The organism is Paraliomyxa miuraensis (assembly GCF_026337845.1).
Lineage (GTDB): Bacteria > Myxococcota_A > Polyangia > Nannocystales > Nannocystaceae > Paraliomyxa > Paraliomyxa miuraensis.
This window is the reverse complement of sequence record NZ_JAOVZF010000160.1, coordinates 242,881-259,136: the sequence shown is the minus strand read 5'-3', so window position 1 is coordinate 259,136 and position 16,256 is coordinate 242,881. Positions and strand designations below refer to the sequence as shown.

15 protein-coding genes are annotated in these 16,256 nt (G+C 71.8%); 12 read left to right on the top strand and 3 right to left on the bottom strand.

The genetic code is table 11. The features are described from left to right. Position 1 precedes the first annotated feature (1 nt). Positions 2–1,285: a serine hydroxymethyltransferase gene (locus tag OEB96_RS34395; RefSeq protein WP_266221082.1), complete on the bottom strand. Its 1,284-nt coding sequence runs from the start codon at positions 1,283–1,285 to the stop codon at positions 2–4. Between the two features lie 116 nt (positions 1,286–1,401). On the opposite strand from OEB96_RS34395, the gene OEB96_RS34390 reads away from it, so the two are divergent. The 6 genes from OEB96_RS34390 (at position 1,402) to OEB96_RS34365 (ending at position 8,790) form a co-directional block, all read left to right on the top strand. Continuing rightward, the gene (locus OEB96_RS34390) at positions 1,402–2,928 is read left to right on the top strand and encodes an anthranilate synthase component I family protein (protein ID WP_266221081.1); all 1,527 of its coding nucleotides are present in this window, start codon (positions 1,402–1,404) and stop codon (positions 2,926–2,928) included. Continuing rightward, entirely contained in the window at positions 2,925–3,635 is a 711-nt protein-coding gene (locus OEB96_RS34385; protein ID WP_266221080.1) for an anthranilate synthase component II, read from the top strand. The genes OEB96_RS34390 and OEB96_RS34385 overlap by 4 nt, the downstream gene beginning before the upstream one ends. 81 nt (positions 3,636–3,716) lie before the next feature. Beyond that, positions 3,717–4,346, top strand: a complete 630-nt coding sequence (locus OEB96_RS34380; RefSeq protein WP_266221079.1) for an RNA polymerase sigma factor — start codon at positions 3,717–3,719, stop codon at positions 4,344–4,346. Then, on the top strand, positions 4,343–5,143 hold the full coding sequence (locus tag OEB96_RS34375) for a PEGA domain-containing protein (RefSeq protein ID WP_266221078.1): 801 nt from the start codon (positions 4,343–4,345) through the stop codon (positions 5,141–5,143). Before OEB96_RS34380 ends, OEB96_RS34375 begins: the two co-directional genes overlap by 4 nt. A 131-nt stretch (positions 5,144–5,274) precedes the next feature. Further along, on the top strand, positions 5,275–5,901 hold the full coding sequence (locus OEB96_RS34370) for an RNA polymerase sigma factor (RefSeq protein WP_266221077.1): 627 nt from the start codon (positions 5,275–5,277) through the stop codon (positions 5,899–5,901). A 6-nt stretch (positions 5,902–5,907) separates the two neighbouring features. Next, positions 5,908–8,790, top strand: a complete 2,883-nt coding sequence (locus OEB96_RS34365; RefSeq protein WP_266221076.1) for a protein kinase domain-containing protein — start codon at positions 5,908–5,910, stop codon at positions 8,788–8,790. 55 nt (positions 8,791–8,845) lie between these two features. Here OEB96_RS34365 and OEB96_RS34360 read toward each other — a convergent pair whose 3' ends face one another. Beyond that, on the bottom strand, positions 8,846–9,751 hold the full coding sequence (locus OEB96_RS34360) for a hypothetical protein (RefSeq protein WP_266221075.1): 906 nt from the start codon (positions 9,749–9,751) through the stop codon (positions 8,846–8,848). 165 nt (positions 9,752–9,916) lie between these two features. On the opposite strand from OEB96_RS34360, the gene trpD reads away from it, so the two are divergent. The 6 genes from trpD to trpA all read left to right on the top strand — a co-directional run bounded on the left by trpD (position 9,917) and on the right by trpA (position 15,654). Beyond that, positions 9,917–11,002, top strand: coding sequence for an anthranilate phosphoribosyltransferase (trpD, locus tag OEB96_RS34355; protein ID WP_266221074.1), 1,086 nt, complete (start codon positions 9,917–9,919; stop codon positions 11,000–11,002). A gap of 157 nt (positions 11,003–11,159) precedes the next feature. After that, positions 11,160–11,969, top strand: a complete 810-nt coding sequence (trpC, locus tag OEB96_RS34350) for an indole-3-glycerol phosphate synthase TrpC (RefSeq protein ID WP_266221073.1) — start codon at positions 11,160–11,162, stop codon at positions 11,967–11,969. A gap of 101 nt (positions 11,970–12,070) precedes the next feature. Continuing rightward, positions 12,071–12,982 (top strand): Rpn family recombination-promoting nuclease/putative transposase, encoded by a 912-nt coding sequence (locus OEB96_RS34345; protein WP_266221072.1) that lies wholly within the window; start codon positions 12,071–12,073, stop codon positions 12,980–12,982. 10 nt (positions 12,983–12,992) lie between these two features. Further along, positions 12,993–13,655, top strand: coding sequence for a phosphoribosylanthranilate isomerase (locus OEB96_RS34340; RefSeq protein WP_266221071.1), 663 nt, complete (start codon positions 12,993–12,995; stop codon positions 13,653–13,655). Beyond that, on the top strand, positions 13,652–14,851 hold the full coding sequence (gene trpB / locus OEB96_RS34335; protein WP_266221070.1) for a tryptophan synthase subunit beta: 1,200 nt from the start codon (positions 13,652–13,654) through the stop codon (positions 14,849–14,851). Before OEB96_RS34340 ends, trpB begins: the two co-directional genes overlap by 4 nt. Next, positions 14,848–15,654, top strand: a complete 807-nt coding sequence (gene trpA, locus OEB96_RS34330; protein ID WP_266221069.1) for a tryptophan synthase subunit alpha — start codon at positions 14,848–14,850, stop codon at positions 15,652–15,654. Before trpB ends, trpA begins: the two co-directional genes overlap by 4 nt. 5 nt (positions 15,655–15,659) lie before the next feature. On the opposite strand, the gene OEB96_RS34325 is transcribed toward trpA, so the two are convergent. Continuing rightward, the gene (locus OEB96_RS34325; protein WP_266221068.1) at positions 15,660–16,139 is read right to left on the bottom strand and encodes a DUF721 domain-containing protein; all 480 of its coding nucleotides are present in this window, start codon (positions 16,137–16,139) and stop codon (positions 15,660–15,662) included. Positions 16,140–16,256: the final 117 nt, after the last annotated feature.

Sequence of the window (16,256 nt, the reverse complement as noted above, 5' to 3'; positions counted from 1 at the left end):
CTCAGGCCTCGCCGAGCCCGGGCGCCGGGAAGGGCGCCAGGAATTCCCGGATCTCGCCGCGAAGCGCGGTGCAGAACGCCTCGTCGGGCTCGCCGCCCTTGGCCGCCGCCTCGGCGATCCCGCGGTCGATGAAGGCCGCCACCTGCTCCATGTGCTCGGTCTTCATGCCGCGCGAGGTCAGCGAGGCCACGCCGAGCCGTACGCCCGAGGGATCGAAGGGCTTGCGTGGATCGAACGGGATCGCGTTCCCGTTGAGCTCGATTCCACCGCGGTTCAGAGCGATGGCGGCGCGTCGACCCGAGATGCCCTGGGCGGTGAGGTCGATCAGCAAGAGGTGGTTGTCGGTGCCGCCGGTGACCAGCGAGTAGCCGCGCGCGATCAGCTGCTCGGCCAGCGCCTTGGCGTTGTGCACCACCTGGTGGGCATGAGCCGAGAACTCGGGGGTGGCCGCCTCGGCGAAGGCCACCGCCTTGGCCGCGGTGGTGTGGTTGTGGGGGCCTCCCTGCAGACCGGGGAACACCGCCTTGTCGATGGCCGCCGCGTGCTCCTTGCGGCACAGGATCAGCCCACCTCGCGGCCCTCGCAGGGTCTTGTGGGTGGTGGTGCTGACCGCCGCGCAGTGCGGCACGGGGCTCGGATGAGCGCCGCCCACGACCAGCCCGGCGACGTGCGCGATGTCGGCGACCAGGTGGGCCCCCACCTCGGCCGCAATCTCGGCGAACGCGGCGAAGTCGAGCGTGCGCGGGTAGGCCGAGTGCCCGCACCAGATGAGCGCGGGCCGGTGTTCCTTGGCCAGGTCCCGCACCTGATCCAGGTCGATGCGGTGATCGTCACGGCGCACGCCATACTGTACCGACTGGTAGTAGATGCCGGTCGCCGAGACCTTCCAGCCGTGGGTGAGGTGCCCGCCCGCGGGCAGCGACAGCCCCATGGTGGTGGCGCCGGGCTTGCACAGGGCCAGCAGCACCGCCAGGTTGGCCGGCGATCCGCTGTAGGGCTGCACGTTGGCGTGCTCGGCCCGAAACAGCGACTTGGCGCGCTCGATGGCGAGGGACTCGAGCGGATCGATGAAATCCATGCCCTCGTAGTAGCGGCGGCCCGGGTAGCCCTCGGCGTACTTGTTGGTGAAGGCGGAGGCGCTGGCCTCGAGCACGGCCCGCGAGACGTAGTTCTCACTGGCGATGAGCCGCAGGCTCTCGCGCTGGCGACGATCCTCGCCGCGGATGAGCGCGGCGACCTGGGGGTCGGCTTGCGCGAGGGACGGATCGCGTGGCGCTTGGGTCATGTCCGCGAACATTCGCGGGCCGTGCCCGGCTTGTCAAACGGCCCTCGTCCTCCCGGGCTTCGCGACCTCGTCTCTGCTCCTTCGCCCGGGCATCCTGCCGGGCTATCCTGGCGCTCGTGGAGATCCACCCTACGCGCGAGCGCTTCGTGGCCCAAGGCGACGGAGGGATCCGGCCCGTGTGGTGCGAGCTGCTCGACGACGGGGAGACCCCGGTGGCCGCGTTCGCTCGCTTGCGTCCCCACGGCGCGACCGGGCTGCTCGAGAGCGTGGTCGGGGGCGAGCGGTGGGCCCGCTACAGCTTCCTCGTGGTCGGGGCCCGGGCGTCGGTGCTGGCCCACGTGGACCACGGCGGGGGGCTCCGGGTCGAGCTTCGGCCCGGCGAGGGGTTCGAGGTGCCCGATGCGTTGCGCCATGGCGACGGCCTGCCCGCGCTGCGACGGATCCTCGCGCACTATCGAGCCGATCCGCAGCCCGAGCAGCCGCCGTTCTGGGGCGGGCTGGTGGGTGCATGGGGGCACGACATGGTGCGCTGCTTCGAGCACCTGCCCCGCCCGCCGACGCGCGGGTCCGCGGCCTTGCCCGCGCTCGATCTGGTGGTGACCGATACGGTGGTCGTGTTCGACAACCTCACCGGGCGCGTGCGCGTGGTGACGTCGGCGCATCCGGACGACGACGGCGGCCCCGGTCCGGCCTACGACGCAGCGCGGCAGCGGCTTGCGCGGGTGCTGCAGGTGCTGCGCCACGAGCCGCGGCGACTGCCCCCGCTGACGCTGCACGAGGACGTGCCGTTCGACGCCGAGCCGGCGGCGCCGTGGAGCCGCGAGGGACACCTTCGCGCGGTGGCGCGCGCCAAGGAGTACGTGGCCGCCGGTGACGTGTTCCAGGTGGTGCTGGCCCAGGGCTTCGAGGTGCCGCGCGACGGGGTGGACGAGCTCGACGTCTATCGGATCCTGCGGGTGACCAACCCCGCGCCGTACATGGTGCTCTTGCTGCTGTCGAGCGGCTCGATCACCGGGGCCTCGCCCGAGGTGCTGGTGCGGCTGCACCGCGACGACCGCACGCTGACGGTGCGACCCATCGCCGGTACGCGCCCCCGTGGCCGCACCGAGGCCGAGGACCTCGCGCTCGAGCGCGAGCTGCTCGCCGATCCCAAGGAACGCGCCGAGCACCTGATGCTCATCGACCTCGGCCGCAACGACGTGGGGCGGGTCGCGGTGGGCGGCACCGTGAGCATGGGCGATCGCTTCGGGATCGAGCGCTACAGCCGGGTGATGCACATCGTCTCCGAGGTCACCGGCACCCTGGCTCCCGGGCTCTGCGCCCTCGATGCACTGCGCGCCACGTTCCCCGCGGGGACCCTCAGCGGCGCCCCCAAGGTGCGGGCACTGCAGCTCATCGACGAGCTCGAGCCCGCCGATCGCGGGTTCTACGGGGGGGCGGTGGGCTACGTGGGGTTCGACGGTGGGGCCGACTTCGCGATCTGCATTCGCAGCGCGCTGGGACTGCCCGATCGCTTTCGCGTGCAGGCCGGCGGGGGAATCGTCTACGACTCGGATCCGAAGGCCGAGGACCTCGAGTGCCGCAACAAGGCCAGCGCGGTGCTGCGAGCGATCGCCATGGCCAAGGCGGGGAGGCAGACATGAGCGAGTCCCGGCGCGAGCCCGACCGTGAGCCCCACCACGAGCCCCACCACGAGCCCCGGATCGTGCGCTACCGGCCCCCGGGAGGGCCGCAGCCGCACGTGCTGGTGATCGACAACTACGACTCCTTCACCTTCAACCTCGTGCAGTATCTGCTCGAGCTGGGCGCCGTGGTCGACGTGGCACGCAACGATGCGATCGACGCGGACGAGGCGATCGCCGCGAGGCCGACGCACCTCTTGCTGTCGCCGGGGCCCGGGCGCCCGACCGACAGCGGCGTGTGCCAGGCGCTGTGCCGCCGGGTCTGCGACGACGTGCCGATCCCCACCTTGGGCGTGTGCCTGGGCCACCAGACCCTGTGCGAGGTCGCGGGGGCCACGGTACGTCGTGCCGATCGGATCATGCACGGCAAGGTCTGCCCCATCGAGCACGACGGCACCGGAGTGCTGCTCGGGCTGCCTTCGCCGATGACGGTGACCCGCTACCACAGCCTCGTGGTCGAAGAGGCCACCCTTCCGCCCACGCTCTTGCCGATCGCGCGCACCGCCGAGGGCGAGCTGATGGCGGTCCGGCATCGCAGCCGGAGGGTCTACGGGGTGCAGTTCCATCCCGAGTCGATCGCCAGCGAGCACGGCCATCGGCTGCTGGCCACCTTCCTCGGGGTGGGAGGCGACCTCGCGACGCGGCTCGACGCGGCCACGCGGGGCTGAGGGGGCCTTGCGCGCACTTCGCGGGATCGGTCGGCCACGATCCCCGTCGAAATTCCTTGGCGGTGGAGGGGAACCTTTCGAGTGTCGACTCCGAGCAAGGCCGGCGTGACCGCGCTGGCGCACGCCAACCCAGAGCCCACGGAGCGCGAGCTGCCGGGGGACACCCTGGCGGCGGCCCAGCGGGGCGAGCGATGGGCCCGACGAGCGCTGGTCCACACCTACCAGGGGCGCGTCCACGCGCTGGTCTGGCGGCTGCTGGCCGGCGCCGGTCGCCAGGATCAGGTGGAGGATCTCGTGCAGGACGCGTTCCTGCGGGTGTTCCAGGCGCTCCCGCGCTTCACGGTGGCCGGGCCGGCCCGCCTGTCGACGTGGATCCTCAGCATCGCCACGCGCGCGGTGATCGACGAGCTGCGTCGCCCTGGGCCGCGCAAGACCCCGCTCGAGGTGGTGGAGGACGAGCTGGCCGGAGGCGAGCGCCCCGACGTGCACAGCGAGCGACGCGCCATGGGGCGGGCGATCGAGGCCGCGGTGGCCTCGCTGTCGCCCGAGGTGCGGGCCGCGTTCGTGCTGCGGGCCTATCACGAGCTCGACTACGCAGAGATCGCGCAGGCGCTCGAGGTGGGCCTGGGCACGGTCAAGTCGCGGCTTTGGCGGGCCCGGGCCGCGCTGCAAGAGCACCTGCAAGAGGTCCGGCAGGAGGCGCGACGATGAGGATCCACGAGGACGACGACGAGCGCGACGAGGACCGCGAGCTCGAGCTCGAGGGGGCACCGCAGCTGCCGGATCGCGAGCTGTTGGCGGCGTGGACGGTGCCCGAGCCGGCGATCGATCTCGCCGAGCGGGTGATGGAGCACGTGGAGGCCGGGCTGCCTGCGAGCGAGACGAGCGAGGAAGGAGCGACGAGCATGGAAGATCGACGACGCGGTGGATATGGCTGGGCGCTGGTGGGCGTGGCAATGGTGGCCGCAGCGGCCCTGGTGCTGGGCTTGTCGCAGCTGTGGCGGAGCGAGCCACGGGTGACGGCCCCGGTGGTGGTGACGGTGCCGGTCGCGGTGCCCGTTGCATCGCCCCCGGCGAGCCATGCTCCGAGCGAGCTGCCGCCGGCTCCGGGCACGCCGGTGCAGACGCCTCCATCCCAGGCCGAGCCCGCGAGCGAGCCGCCCGAGACGACCGCGGAGGCCCCAAAGTCGCCCAAGGCGACCTCGAAGGCGCCCCGGGCCGGTCGGGGCTCGAAGGATCCCTTCGCGCCCAAGGTCGACGAGGCCAAGACCGCCACGCTGCGCATCGGGACCGGGCGTGGCTACGGTCCCGCCAAGGTCTACATCGACGGCAGGTACGTGGGCATGACCCCGATCATGAACGTCAAGGTCGCGCCGGGTCGGCACACGGTGAAGTTCGCGTGGTCCGACGGGGGATCGGAAACCTCGTCGTTCACCGTGGAGGACGGGCAGACCCGAACCCTCAAGGGGCCGATGAAGGCGCTCGAGGACCCGTACTCCCCCGAGTAGTTCGAGTGCCTCGGACGGGGTGGAATCGATGATCGTTTGCCCGCGGTGATCGACCACCGCGGGCGATGCACGTCGTGGCAATCGGCGCGGGAGGGCTCTGGCCCTGGGCTCGCCTTGGTATCCTGAGTGCGATGGGGGGACAGGACGATCGAGCGTTGCTCTTGGCGTGGCAGGGGGGAGACAAGCGGGCGGGCGGCGAGCTCATCGATCGCTACCTCGCCGCGATCCTGCGCTTCTTCCGCAACAAGGTCGGCAACGCGGGCGAGGCCGAGGAGCTGGCCCAGCGCACGTTCGAGGGCGCGGTGGAGGGCGCGCTTCGCTTTCGCGACGGGGCCTCGGTGCGCACGTGGATGTTCGCGATCGCGCGCAACATCCTGCGGCAGTGGGCCGAGGAGACGGCGCGGCGGCGAGGGCGTAGCGAGGAACTCGGGGATGCGTCGGTGGCCGATCTGGGCGCGGGCCCAAGCACGGTGATGGCCAAGCGCCGCGAGCAGCGGCTGATGCTCGAGGGGCTGCGACGCCTGCCGATCGAGTCGCAGCTGGTGCTCGAGCTGTGCTACTGGGAGCAGCTGACGGCCAGGGAGATCGGCGACGTGCTCGGCTGTCCCGAGGGGACCGCGCGCAGCCGCCTGCGCAAGGCCAAGCTCGAGCTGCGGGGCACGCTCGACGAGCTGGCACGCGATGCTGCCGAGCTGCAGTCGACCGTGCACGGGCTCGAGACCTGGGCGCGCGAGCTACGGGCGGCGTGGGGGGCATAGGGCATCATGCGGGAGGTGGGAGAGCATGGGCCCGACGTCGAGGGCGACGGCGGCGAGCCTTCGCGAGATCCGGCGATGGTGGCCGCCCCGCTGGTCTCCACGCTGGGCCACGCGGTGGCACGCCAGCGCATCCGGGCAATGCTGCTGGGCGAGCAAGCCGAGCCGGTGCGGGTCGATCGCTTCGCGCTGCGCCGCGAGCTGGGGCAGGGCGGCATGGGCACGGTGTGGCTGGCCCACGACGCGCAGCTCGATCGCGAGGTGGCGCTCAAGTTCCTGCGACGCTCGACCGAGGGCGATCGGGCCGAGCAGCGATTGCTCGAGGAGGCCAAGAGCCTGGCCAAGCTCTCGCACCCCAACGTCGTGCCCGTCTACGACGCGGGACGGCACGAGGGTCGGGTCTGGGTGGCGATGGAGTTCGTGCCCGGGCGGACGCTGCGGGCGTGGGTGGAGGGGGAGCGGCCGAGCGCGCGGCAGCGGCTCGAGGCGTGGATCGAGGCGGGGCGGGGGCTGGCCGCCGTGCATGCGGCGGGGCTGGTGCACCGCGACGTCAAGCCCGACAACGTGCTGCGCGGGGACGACGGGCGCGTGCGGCTCATCGACTTCGGGCTCGTGCGGCGGGCCGAGGTGGGCGTCGGCGAGGAGGGCATGCAGACGCTGCCGGGGAGCGGCTCGGGGGCGGCCTCGGGGGTCGACGGCGATCGGCCCGCCGCGGAGCCCCGCACGCGGACCGGGGGGTTCGTGGGCACGCCGGCCTACGCGGCGCCCGAGCAGCGCACCGCCGCGATGGCCGACGCTCGCAGCGATCAGTTCGCGTACTGCATGTCGGTGTGGGAGGCGCTGTGCGGGGTGCGGCCGGGTCGGGAGCGGCTGCCCGAGCGCAAGGGCGGGCTGGTGCCGCTGCCCTCGCGCGCACGCATGCCCGGGCGCGTGCAGCGGGCGCTGTCGCGGGGACTCAGCCGCGATCCGGCGCTGCGCTTTTCGAGCATGGACGCGCTGCTCGGCGCGCTCGCGCCCCGGCGGGGGCGGTGGCTGGCGGCCGCGGTGGCCGGGACCGGTGCGCTCGGGGTGACGCTGGGGCTGCTCGCGGCGCCGAGCGAGGCGGTGGCCGAGCCGTGTGCGAACGCGGGGCGAGCGATCGACGAGCGCTGGACGGACGAGCACCGCGGGGTGGTGGCCGCCCACGACGAGGAACTGGCCACGCTGGTCGACGACTGGTCGATGCGCTGGCGCGATGCCGCGCGCCGCGCTTGCGAGGAGGTGCACGTCGAGCAGCTCCGCCCCGAAGCCACTTTGGGCCCCCGACGCGCGTGTCTGCAGGAGCGCCTCGACGAGCTCGACGTGCTGCTGGCGGTCGAGCGCGGCGGCACGCGCGAGCGCCTGCCCGTGGAGTGGTTGGGCGTGCTCGACGAGCCCGGCCGGTGCTTGAGCCCGGCGCTGCTCGAGGCCGATGCGGGCGAGCCACCGCCCGAGCTGGGCGACGAAGTCTCTCGGATCCGACGAGAGCTCCTCGTGGCCCGGTGGGGCATGGACGACCCCAATCTCGAGCGCCGACGCGAGCGCGTGGCCGTGCTGTACGAGGCCTCACGGGGCCTGGGCTTCGAGCCGCTCGTGGGGCACGCGGCGCACATGTGCGGCCAGCTGGCAGCCAGTGCAGGAGACGTCGTCGGCGCTCGACGCTGCCTGGGCGAGGCGCTCGATGTGGGGCAGCGCCATGATCCCGCCTTGGTGATCGATGCGTGGATGGGGTTGCAGGAGCTGGCCATCGACCAACAGCTCGATGCCGAGCTGGCCCAGTGGCTGGGGGAGAGGACCGAGCCCTGGCTGAACCGGCTGCCCGAGGATCGACAACGCCGTGCAGGCGCGGTGCTGCTGCAGGGGCGCATGCACTTGCTGCGGGACGAACTCGCCCAGGCCGAGTCGGCGCTACGAGACGCGGTGGAGCGCTACGAGGCGCTCGGTCCGAGCACGCGCTGGGTCCAGGCCGCCGCGATGCGACAGCTGGCCGTCACGGTGCAGGCGCAGGGACGCAGCGAGCAGGCCGTGCAGCTGCATCAGCAGGCGCGGATGATCGAGACCCGCGAGGAGGGGGCGCAGATCGAGACGAGGGTCGGGGAAGGGATCCTCGCGGAGGGAGTGGCGCTGCAAGGGGCGGGAAAGCTCTCGGAAGCCGAGGACGCGATGCGTCGCGCGCTCGACCGGCTGATGATCGAGTACGGTCCGGGGAGCGTCGGCGTGGCCAATGCCCACGTGGCGCTTGCTGGCCTGCACGATGCCCGCGGCGAGCTCGATCGAATGCGCGAGCGGGCCGAGGCGGCCGATGGGATCCTGGCGGACATCGATCCTCGCCACCCCGATCGGCTGTACTCGCTGGCCGCGCTCGGAACGGTCGCCTATCGCGAGAAGCGCTTCTCCGAGGCGGCAGACGTCTACGAGCGGGCGTTGAGCATCGCGGAGCAGCGGCTCCCTCCCCGCTCGCAGGAGCTCGCATGGAACCGCATCAACCTGGCCGAGGCCCTGCTCGAGATCGGACAGGACCAGCGAGCCGACGGGCTCCTGCGTCGTGCGCTGCCGGTGCTCGAGTCGGAGCTCGGAACGGACCACCCCGAGCTCGCGATCCCGCTCAAGGCCCTGGGGGCGGTGACGCTGACCCAGGGGGATGGTGAGCAGAGCCTGCGCTGGCTCGGTCGGGCGCTGGCGCTGTTCGAATCCACCCCTGGCTCGGTCGTGGAGCAGGCCGAGACTCACTGGCTGTTGGCCAAGGCGCTGCGGGCGGTGGGGGATCTCGATGCGGCGCTCCTTCATGCGCGTCGGGCCGAGACCGACTTCTCCGCGCTGGGTCCTGCGTGGGCCCAGCGGACGATGGAGATCGGGCGCTGGCTCGAGCAGTAGCGAGCGCCGCCGCCGCTCGACCGTTCCACTGGCCCTCACTGGCCCTCGCTGGCCCTCACCGGTGGAAGACGACCGTCGCCGGTCGCTTGACGATGACCTTGGGGTCGTCGGTCTCCTCCCACTTGAGGTACCAGCTCGCATGGGCTTCGCTGGAATCGATGCTTCCGGACGACCCTGCCTCGATCGGGACCTTCTTGCTCGTGCCGAGCCACCAGACCTCGATTTTGCCCGCGCTGGTGGCGTTGTCCACGGTGATCTCCGAACCGCTGGCCAACAGCGGTTGCGCATCCATGGCGCCGGCCCCGGTCACGGTCACGTTCGACTGGCTGGTGTCGTAGAGGGTGATCGTGGCCGGGGTGATGGATTGGTTGCCTTGGATCCCGATGGTCACCGGTACACCGTTGGCCCCGCCGGTGGGGTACTTGTTGGTGTTGGGCAGGGGCGATACGACGGTACCGTCGATCACCACGCTCAGGGCGTCGTTGCCCGTGCGATTGATGACGTCGATGTACTGGTTGGTCGAGGCGTAGACGAAGCTCCGGTCGACCTCGACGGCGTTGCCGTCGAGGCTCGCACGGATCTCGCGATAGGCCCGGTTCGTCGTGAATTCTCCGGCGAAGTAGGCATCGCCGCTGGAGCCCGTCATCGTGGTGGAATTCAGCGCATAGGTGAGCTGCTGCGGGTCGGTGAACACCTTGACGGAGGTCACGGTGTCGTCGAGGCCGACGAAGATGTACACGTCCTCGGTCGCCTGAAGGACCTTGATCTCGTAGCTCACGGGCTTGGGGGGAGCGGAGTCATCGAACGTGAGCAGTCCGACGTGGAGCTGGCTGCCGGTGTCGTTCTCGACCACGGCCACGCAGTAGGGAGACTTGCCCGCGTCCGCGTTGGGCGTCGTGTTCAAGGTCGGCTGGCTGGCGCTGCCCTCGAGGCTTGCGTTGGGGTTGCTGAAGTTGGTCATCGTCGTCGAAGTCCTTTCGGCTGCTCGGGCCGCGTGGCGGCTGTCGGGGCGATGCCCGAATCGATCACCGATCGTCCATCGTCCCCTCCAAGTGCGCACCACCGGCGCGAGCGTGGGTCGGCTTGTCATCTTCGTACGCGCGCGCGCATGATGCCAGGGGCCACCATGCCCGAGCCGAGCCCAGGTCCCGCTTCTGCCACCCGTGCCGGCCTGGCTGCGCTCGCGGCCGGCCGCACCCTCGACTGCGCCGCCGTCGAGGCGATCTTCGACGAGCTGATGGACGGGCAGTGCGATCCCTCGCAGGTGGGTGCGCTCCTGATGGGCCTTGCGATCCGCGGCGAGACCACCGAGCAGATCGCGGGCGCGGCCGCGGCCATGCGTCGTCGCGTGGTGCCGATCGAGCACCGCCATCGGGAGGTGCTCGACACCTGCGGCACGGGCGGCAGCGGGATCCCGCGCCGCAACGTCTCCACCGCCGTCGCCCTGGCGGTGGCCGCCTGCGGGGTCCCGGTGGCCAAGCACGGCAACCGCGGCGCGAGCAGCCAAAGCGGCAGCGCCGACGTGCTCGAGGCGCTCGGGGTGAACATCGCAGCCAGCCCGGCCCAGGTCGGCCGCTGTCTCGACGAGGTCGGGGTGGGCTTCTTGTATGCGCCGGCTCTGCACCCCGCCATGAAGCACGCCATGGGCCCTCGCCGAGCGCTGGGCATCCGCACGCTGTTCAACCTCCTGGGCCCGCTGACCAACCCGGCCGGGGCCACGCGGCAGCTCCTGGGGATCTTCGACCCCCGACGCTGCGAGGACGTGGCGCGGGCCTTGGGGGCGCTGGGCAGCCGCCGGGTGCTGGTGGTGCACGGCTTTCGCCGCGTGGTCCGTGCCGGGCCCGACGCTTCACCCGGAATCGACGACCTCAGCCCCGAGGGCGAGTCCTTGGTGGTGGAGTGGCGCGACGGTGCCGTCCACACGCACGTGTTGACCCCCGAGGCGGCCGGGCTGCCGCGCGTGCCGCTCTCCGAGCTCGCCGGGGGATCCCCGCGCGACAACGCCAAGGCCCTCGTCGATCTCGTGGATGGTGCGCCCGGGCCCTATCGTACTGCCGTGCAGTACAGCGGCGCCCTGGCGCTCCTCGCCGCGGGCGACGGCGAGCTCTCGGCGCTGCCCGAGCACGCCGCCGCCATCGGCCGTGTCCTCGACGAGGGGGCGGTCCGGCGGATCCTCGATGCGCTGGTCCAGCGCAGCCACGCGGGCGGCTGACGTGCGACCGAGGGCCCGCAGCGCACCCAATGCCCGAAATTCGCGGCCTCAGCCCCGATTGGCCCTCGCCGACCGCCTCGCCGGCCGCTCCGCCGACCGCCCCCTCGTCGTCGATCGGCGGTTTGGGCTACGCTTCGACCTCGACGAGCCCAACGCGATGAGCGACGCCGAGCCCACCCACCTCGACCGGATCCTGGCGACCAAGCGCGCGCAGCTGGCCCAGCACCGCCACGATCGGCTCACCGATCGCAAGATCGAGGATGCGCTGGCTGGCCTCGGCCCCACGCGTGATTTCGAGGGTGCGCTGCGCCAGGGCATGGCCCCGCGCATCATCGCCGAGTTCAAGCGCGCCTCACCGTCGGCGGGAGTCATCCGCGAGGGCGCCTCCATCACCGAGGTGGTGCGGGGCTACGTGGAGGCGGGGGCGGCCGCGGTCAGCGTGCTGACCGACTCGCACTTCGGAGGCAGCCTCGACGATCTGGCCCGCGCCCGCGAGGTCTGCCCGGTGCCGGTTCTGTGCAAGGACTTCATCCTCGAGCGCGGCCAGCTTCTCGATGCGCGCCGGGCCGGGGCCGACGCCGTGCTGCTCATCGCCGCCGTGCTGCAGCCGCCGACGCTCAAGCAGCTCATCGAGTTCGCGCATGCGATCGAGCTGCAGGTGCTGTGCGAGGCTCACGACGATCACGAGGTGGATCGGGCCATGAGCGCGGGGGCGCGGGTGGTGGGGGTCAACGCCCGCGACCTGCGGACGTTCGAGGTCGATCCCGAGCTGCCGATTCGCCTGCGGCGCTCGGTCCCCAAGAACTTCACCTACGTGGCCGAGAGCGGCGTGCAGGGTCTCGAGGACCTGCTGCGGCTGCGCGATGCGGGGGTCGATGCGGCGCTGGTGGGTACGGCGCTGATGTCGGCCGACGATCCCGCACGGGCGCTCGCCGAGCTGCTCAACGGTCTCGACGGCGGGCACTGAGCGCCAGGCGGTGGCCCAACACGGACCGCGTCCAGCATGACCCGTTGGGGTCGTGTCGATTTCCTGCAACGAGGACCCCATGGTGGTCGAGTAATGTCCATGTGGATTCCCCCAGGCGCCTCGACCCCAAGCTCGATCTGGTCTTCAAGTTGCTGCTCACCCGCCGGGCGGAGCTGCTCGTCCACATGCTCGAGGGCGTCCTGGGGCGGCCGATCCGTACGGTGACCGTCAAGAATCCCGAGATTCCCGGGGTGTTGGCCAGCGACAAGGGCATCGTGCTCGATCTCCGCGTGGTCCTCGACGACGGTACGCGGGTCGATCTCGAGATGCAGATCCGATTGACCCCAGCGCTGACCTCGCGCTTGGTCTACTACGGTGCCAGGGACTATGTGGACCAGCTCGATCGCGGTGATGCATACGAGCGGCTTGCACCCACGGCCGTCATCGCCTGGTTGGCCGAGCCGCTATTTCCCACGCTGGAGCGTCTGCACGCGATCTTCGAGCTGCGCGAGCGACACACGCAGCTCTTGTTCGGTGACCAGCTCACCATCCATGTCCTACAGCTGTGCTCGTCGTCGACGTCGACGTGCGCGACCGGCTATGATGCCCGGGTCGAGCGGTGGGCTCGCTTCCTGATGCACTTCGACGACGACGCCGAGATCGACCGCCTCGCCGCAGAAGATCCCATGATGCACGTGGCCAAGCAGACGTTGGAGGAACTGTCGCAGGATCCCGATACCCGTCGCCAGGCGCGCGAGCGGGAGGACGCGATCAAGCTGTACCGGATCGATCTCGCAACGGTACGGGCCGAAGGGAGGACCGCAGGGCGGACCGAAGGAAAGGCCGAACTCCTGCTCAGGCAGCTCGGCAAGCGCTTCGGTCCGCTCTCGGCGAGAACTCGGGCGCTCGTGGAGGGGGCCGCGGTCGAACGGCTCGATGCCTGGGCGGACCGTGTGGTGATCGAGCCGACCCTCGAGCGGGTGCTCGAACTCGGGGCCGCGGACATGGCATAGACTCTCGCCGGTGTCCGCTCGCCCGGTCGGTCTCAAGATCTGCGGGGTTGCTCACCCCGACGACGTGGATGCGTGCCTCGCCCACGACGTGGATGCGATCGGTCTGAACCTGTGGCCGGGGAGCCAGCGAGCGCTGACGGTCGATGAGGCCGAGCCCTTGGCTCATCGGGTGCGTGAGAGGGCCTCCAGCCAACGGCGACCGCGGCTGATCGGGGTGGTCGTCGATGCCACCGACCGCGAGCTCCGTGAGGCATTCGAGCGCCTGCGCCTCGATCTCGTCCAGCCGCACGGCGATGCCCCCGTCGAGCGCTTCGCCGCGCTGGGGCTGCCCTACGTCTGGGTGATCCGCGGCACGCCCTCGCTGGCGACGCTCACGGTCCCCGACCCGGCCCCCGCCTGGATCCTCCTCGACGCCCACGTGCCGGGCTACGGAGGGCAGGGGACGAGCACCGACTGGACGTGGGCTGCCAAGGCCGTGCGCGCGCTCGCGCCGACTCCCGTGTGGCTCGCCGGCGGCATCACACCCGACAACGCCGCCCTGGCGATCGAGCGGGTCGCCCCGGCCGGCCTCGACGTGGCCTCCGGAGCCGAGCGTCCGGGCCAGCCTCGCCGCAAGGACCCCGCCGCCATTGCGGCCCTGGCCTCGATCTGCAAGAACCCTCGGGCACCATGAGCCCGCCCGTCGGACCGTCGCTGCAATTCGGCCCCTATGGCGGCCGCTACGTGGCCGAGTCGCTGATGCCAGCGGTGGAGGCCCTCGGTCGCGCGTGGCCCGAGGCCTGGGACGACCCGAGCTTTCGCGCCGAGTACGAGCGGATCCTGGCGGAGTACGTGGGCCGGCCCTCGCCGCTGACCCCGGCTCCCCGCCTCGCAGCGGCGATCGGCGCCGCGCAGGTCTTGCTCAAGCGCGAGGATCTGAACCACACCGGCTCGCACAAGATCAACAACTGCGTGGGGCAGGTGCTGCTGGCACGGCGCATGGGCAAGCGCCGCATCATCGCCGAGACCGGCGCGGGCCAGCACGGCGTGGCCACTGCCACCGTGTGCGCCTACTTCGGCCTGCCTTGCGTGGTCTACATGGGGGCGGTCGACGTCGAGCGGCAGCGCCTCAACGTGTTCCGCATGCGTCTGCTGGGCGCACGGGTGGTCCCCGTGCACTCGGGATCGGCGACCCTCAAGGACGCGATCAACGAGGCCCTGCGCGACTGGGTCGCTCATGTCGATGACACCCACTACGTGATCGGCTCGGTCATGGGCCCCGATCCCTACCCAACCATGGTCCGCGAGCTGCAACGGGTGATCGGGATCGAGGCCCGCCGGCAGGCCCTGGAACTCCTGGGAGCACTGCCCGACGTGGTGGTGGCCTGCGTGGGCGGAGGCAGCAATGCGATGGGCATCTTCAGCGGCTTCCTCGACGACGCCGAGGTCGCGCTGGTGGGGGTCGAGGCGGCGGGCGAGGGCCTGCATGGCAAGCATGCCGCCACCATGACCAAGGGGCGCCTGGGCATCTACCACGGCATGCGCAGCCTCGTGCTCCAGGACGACGACGGCCAGCTCCAGGAGGCCCACTCGATCTCGGCCGGGCTCGACTATCCCGGGGTCGGGCCCGAGCACGCGATGCTGCGCGACACGGGCCGCGCCCGCTATGTGAGCGTGACCGACGAGGATGCGCTCGAGGGGCTGCGGCTTCTGTCGCGCACCGAGGGCATCATTCCCGCGCTCGAGACGGCCCACGCCGTGGCCGCGCTGCCGCGGCTCTGCGCCGAGGATCCCTCGCGCACGCTGTTGCTCAACGTCTCGGGCCGCGGCGACAAGGACATGCACACGGTCATGGCGCGGGCCGACGCCGAGGACGAGGTCGACGCATGACCCGCGAGGATCGGATCGCCCGGACCTTCGCCGATTTCCGGGCAAGGCGGCGGGCCGCGCTGGTCGGCTACCTCACCGCGTTCGACCCCGATCGCGAGACCTCCTACGCGAGGATCTCGGCCGCACTGCGGGCCGGCGTCGACGTGCTCGAGCTCGGAGTGCCGTTCTCCGATCCCACCGCCGACGGCCCCGTCGTGCAGGGCGCCATGCTGCGTGCCCGGGCGGCCGGGGCCACGCTGGCCGGGGTGCTGCAGCTCGCGACGCGGCTGCGGGCCGAGCACCCGCAGGTGCCGATCGTGCTGTTCTCCTACGCCAATCCGCTGCTGCGCCTCGGCGAGGAGGTGGGCGCCCGCTTGTCCGGCGCGGGCATCGACGCCGCGCTGGTGGTCGACCTGCCGGCCGAGCACGCCGCCGAGCTGCGGGAGCCGCTGCGGGCCGCTTCTGTCGGATGGGTCGGCCTCGTGGCCCCCACCACTCCGGCGCAGCGCTTGCCGGGGGCGGCAGCGGTCGCCACCGCGTTCGTCTATGCGGTGACCCTGCGCGGAGTGACGGGCGCAGCGCTCGATGCCGATCGCTCGGAGCTGTCCGACCAGCTACGCGCGCTCCGGGCTCACACCACGCTGCCGATCGCGGCCGGCTTCGGCGTGCGCACCCCGCAGCAGGCCGCCACCCTGGCGCGCCACGCCGACGGGGTGGTCGTGGGCAGCGCGCTCATCGAAGCCTCGCAGCGGGGCGAGGACGAGCTGGTCGCCACCGTCGGATCGCTCGCCGCTGCACTCGCACGCGAGGAGGCGGGTCCGTGATCCGGTCAGCGGGAGCCCAACGCGAGCCGAGCCGTCGCGACCGCGTTGCGCAGCTGGGGGTCCTCGATCGCCTCCATCGCCGCGATGGTCGATCGTTCGGGCTCGCGAGGCAGACCGGCGATCACTGGATCGGGCACGGGCTCGGGCGCGGGCACCACCTCCACCTCGCCCACGCGCAGCCGCAGCCCCTGCAGCTTCGCGTGGGGGCACGCGCGGCGCAGCTTGGCCAGCAGGTCCTGGCGAAGATAGCTCAGCTCGTGCAGCCACTGATTGTCGGTCACATGGATCACGAGTCTTCCGTTGCCGAGCCATGCGGGCCACGCGACCTCTTGCAGGTGTCGCGGCACGACCCGCGACCACGCGTTCTGCAGCTGCGCCAGCTCGATGCGGTCGCGCGGAACGGTCTTGAGGATCTCCCGCCACGCCAGGTCGGAGGCCCGGGTGGCGCGTCCATGGTTGTCGCGCTTGGTGGTGGGGCGCGGCATCGAGCTCCAGCTTGCCACAGTCGCGCGCGCGCGGCTGCCTCCGGGGCGGTTCCTGCGGTCCGCGTGGCCGTCCGCAGGGCCGTGCGTGGTGCGGGCCGGGCCGGCACGTGGGGCCTC

Excerpts from the sequence above, each read along its gene's own strand:
- OEB96_RS34385 (WP_266221080.1), top strand. The coding sequence starts at position 2,925 with ATGAGCGAGTCCCGGCGCGAGCCCGACCGTGAGCCCCACCACGAGCCC.
- trpC (WP_266221073.1), top strand. The coding sequence starts at position 11,160 with ATGAGCGACGCCGAGCCCACCCACCTCGACCGGATCCTGGCGACCAAG.
- OEB96_RS34360 (WP_266221075.1), bottom strand. The coding sequence starts at position 9,751 with ATGACCAACTTCAGCAACCCCAACGCAAGCCTCGAGGGCAGCGCCAGC.
- trpD (WP_266221074.1), top strand. The coding sequence starts at position 9,917 with ATGCCCGAGCCGAGCCCAGGTCCCGCTTCTGCCACCCGTGCCGGCCTG.
- OEB96_RS34325 (WP_266221068.1), bottom strand. The coding sequence starts at position 16,139 with ATGCCGCGCCCCACCACCAAGCGCGACAACCATGGACGCGCCACCCGG.
- OEB96_RS34370 (WP_266221077.1), top strand. The coding sequence starts at position 5,275 with ATGGGGGGACAGGACGATCGAGCGTTGCTCTTGGCGTGGCAGGGGGGA.
- OEB96_RS34375 (WP_266221078.1), top strand. The coding sequence starts at position 4,343 with ATGAGGATCCACGAGGACGACGACGAGCGCGACGAGGACCGCGAGCTC.
- trpA (WP_266221069.1), top strand. The coding sequence starts at position 14,848 with ATGACCCGCGAGGATCGGATCGCCCGGACCTTCGCCGATTTCCGGGCA.
- OEB96_RS34395 (WP_266221082.1), bottom strand. The coding sequence starts at position 1,285 with ATGACCCAAGCGCCACGCGATCCGTCCCTCGCGCAAGCCGACCCCCAG.
- trpB (WP_266221070.1), top strand. The coding sequence starts at position 13,652 with ATGAGCCCGCCCGTCGGACCGTCGCTGCAATTCGGCCCCTATGGCGGC.
- OEB96_RS34365 (WP_266221076.1), top strand. The coding sequence starts at position 5,908 with ATGCGGGAGGTGGGAGAGCATGGGCCCGACGTCGAGGGCGACGGCGGC.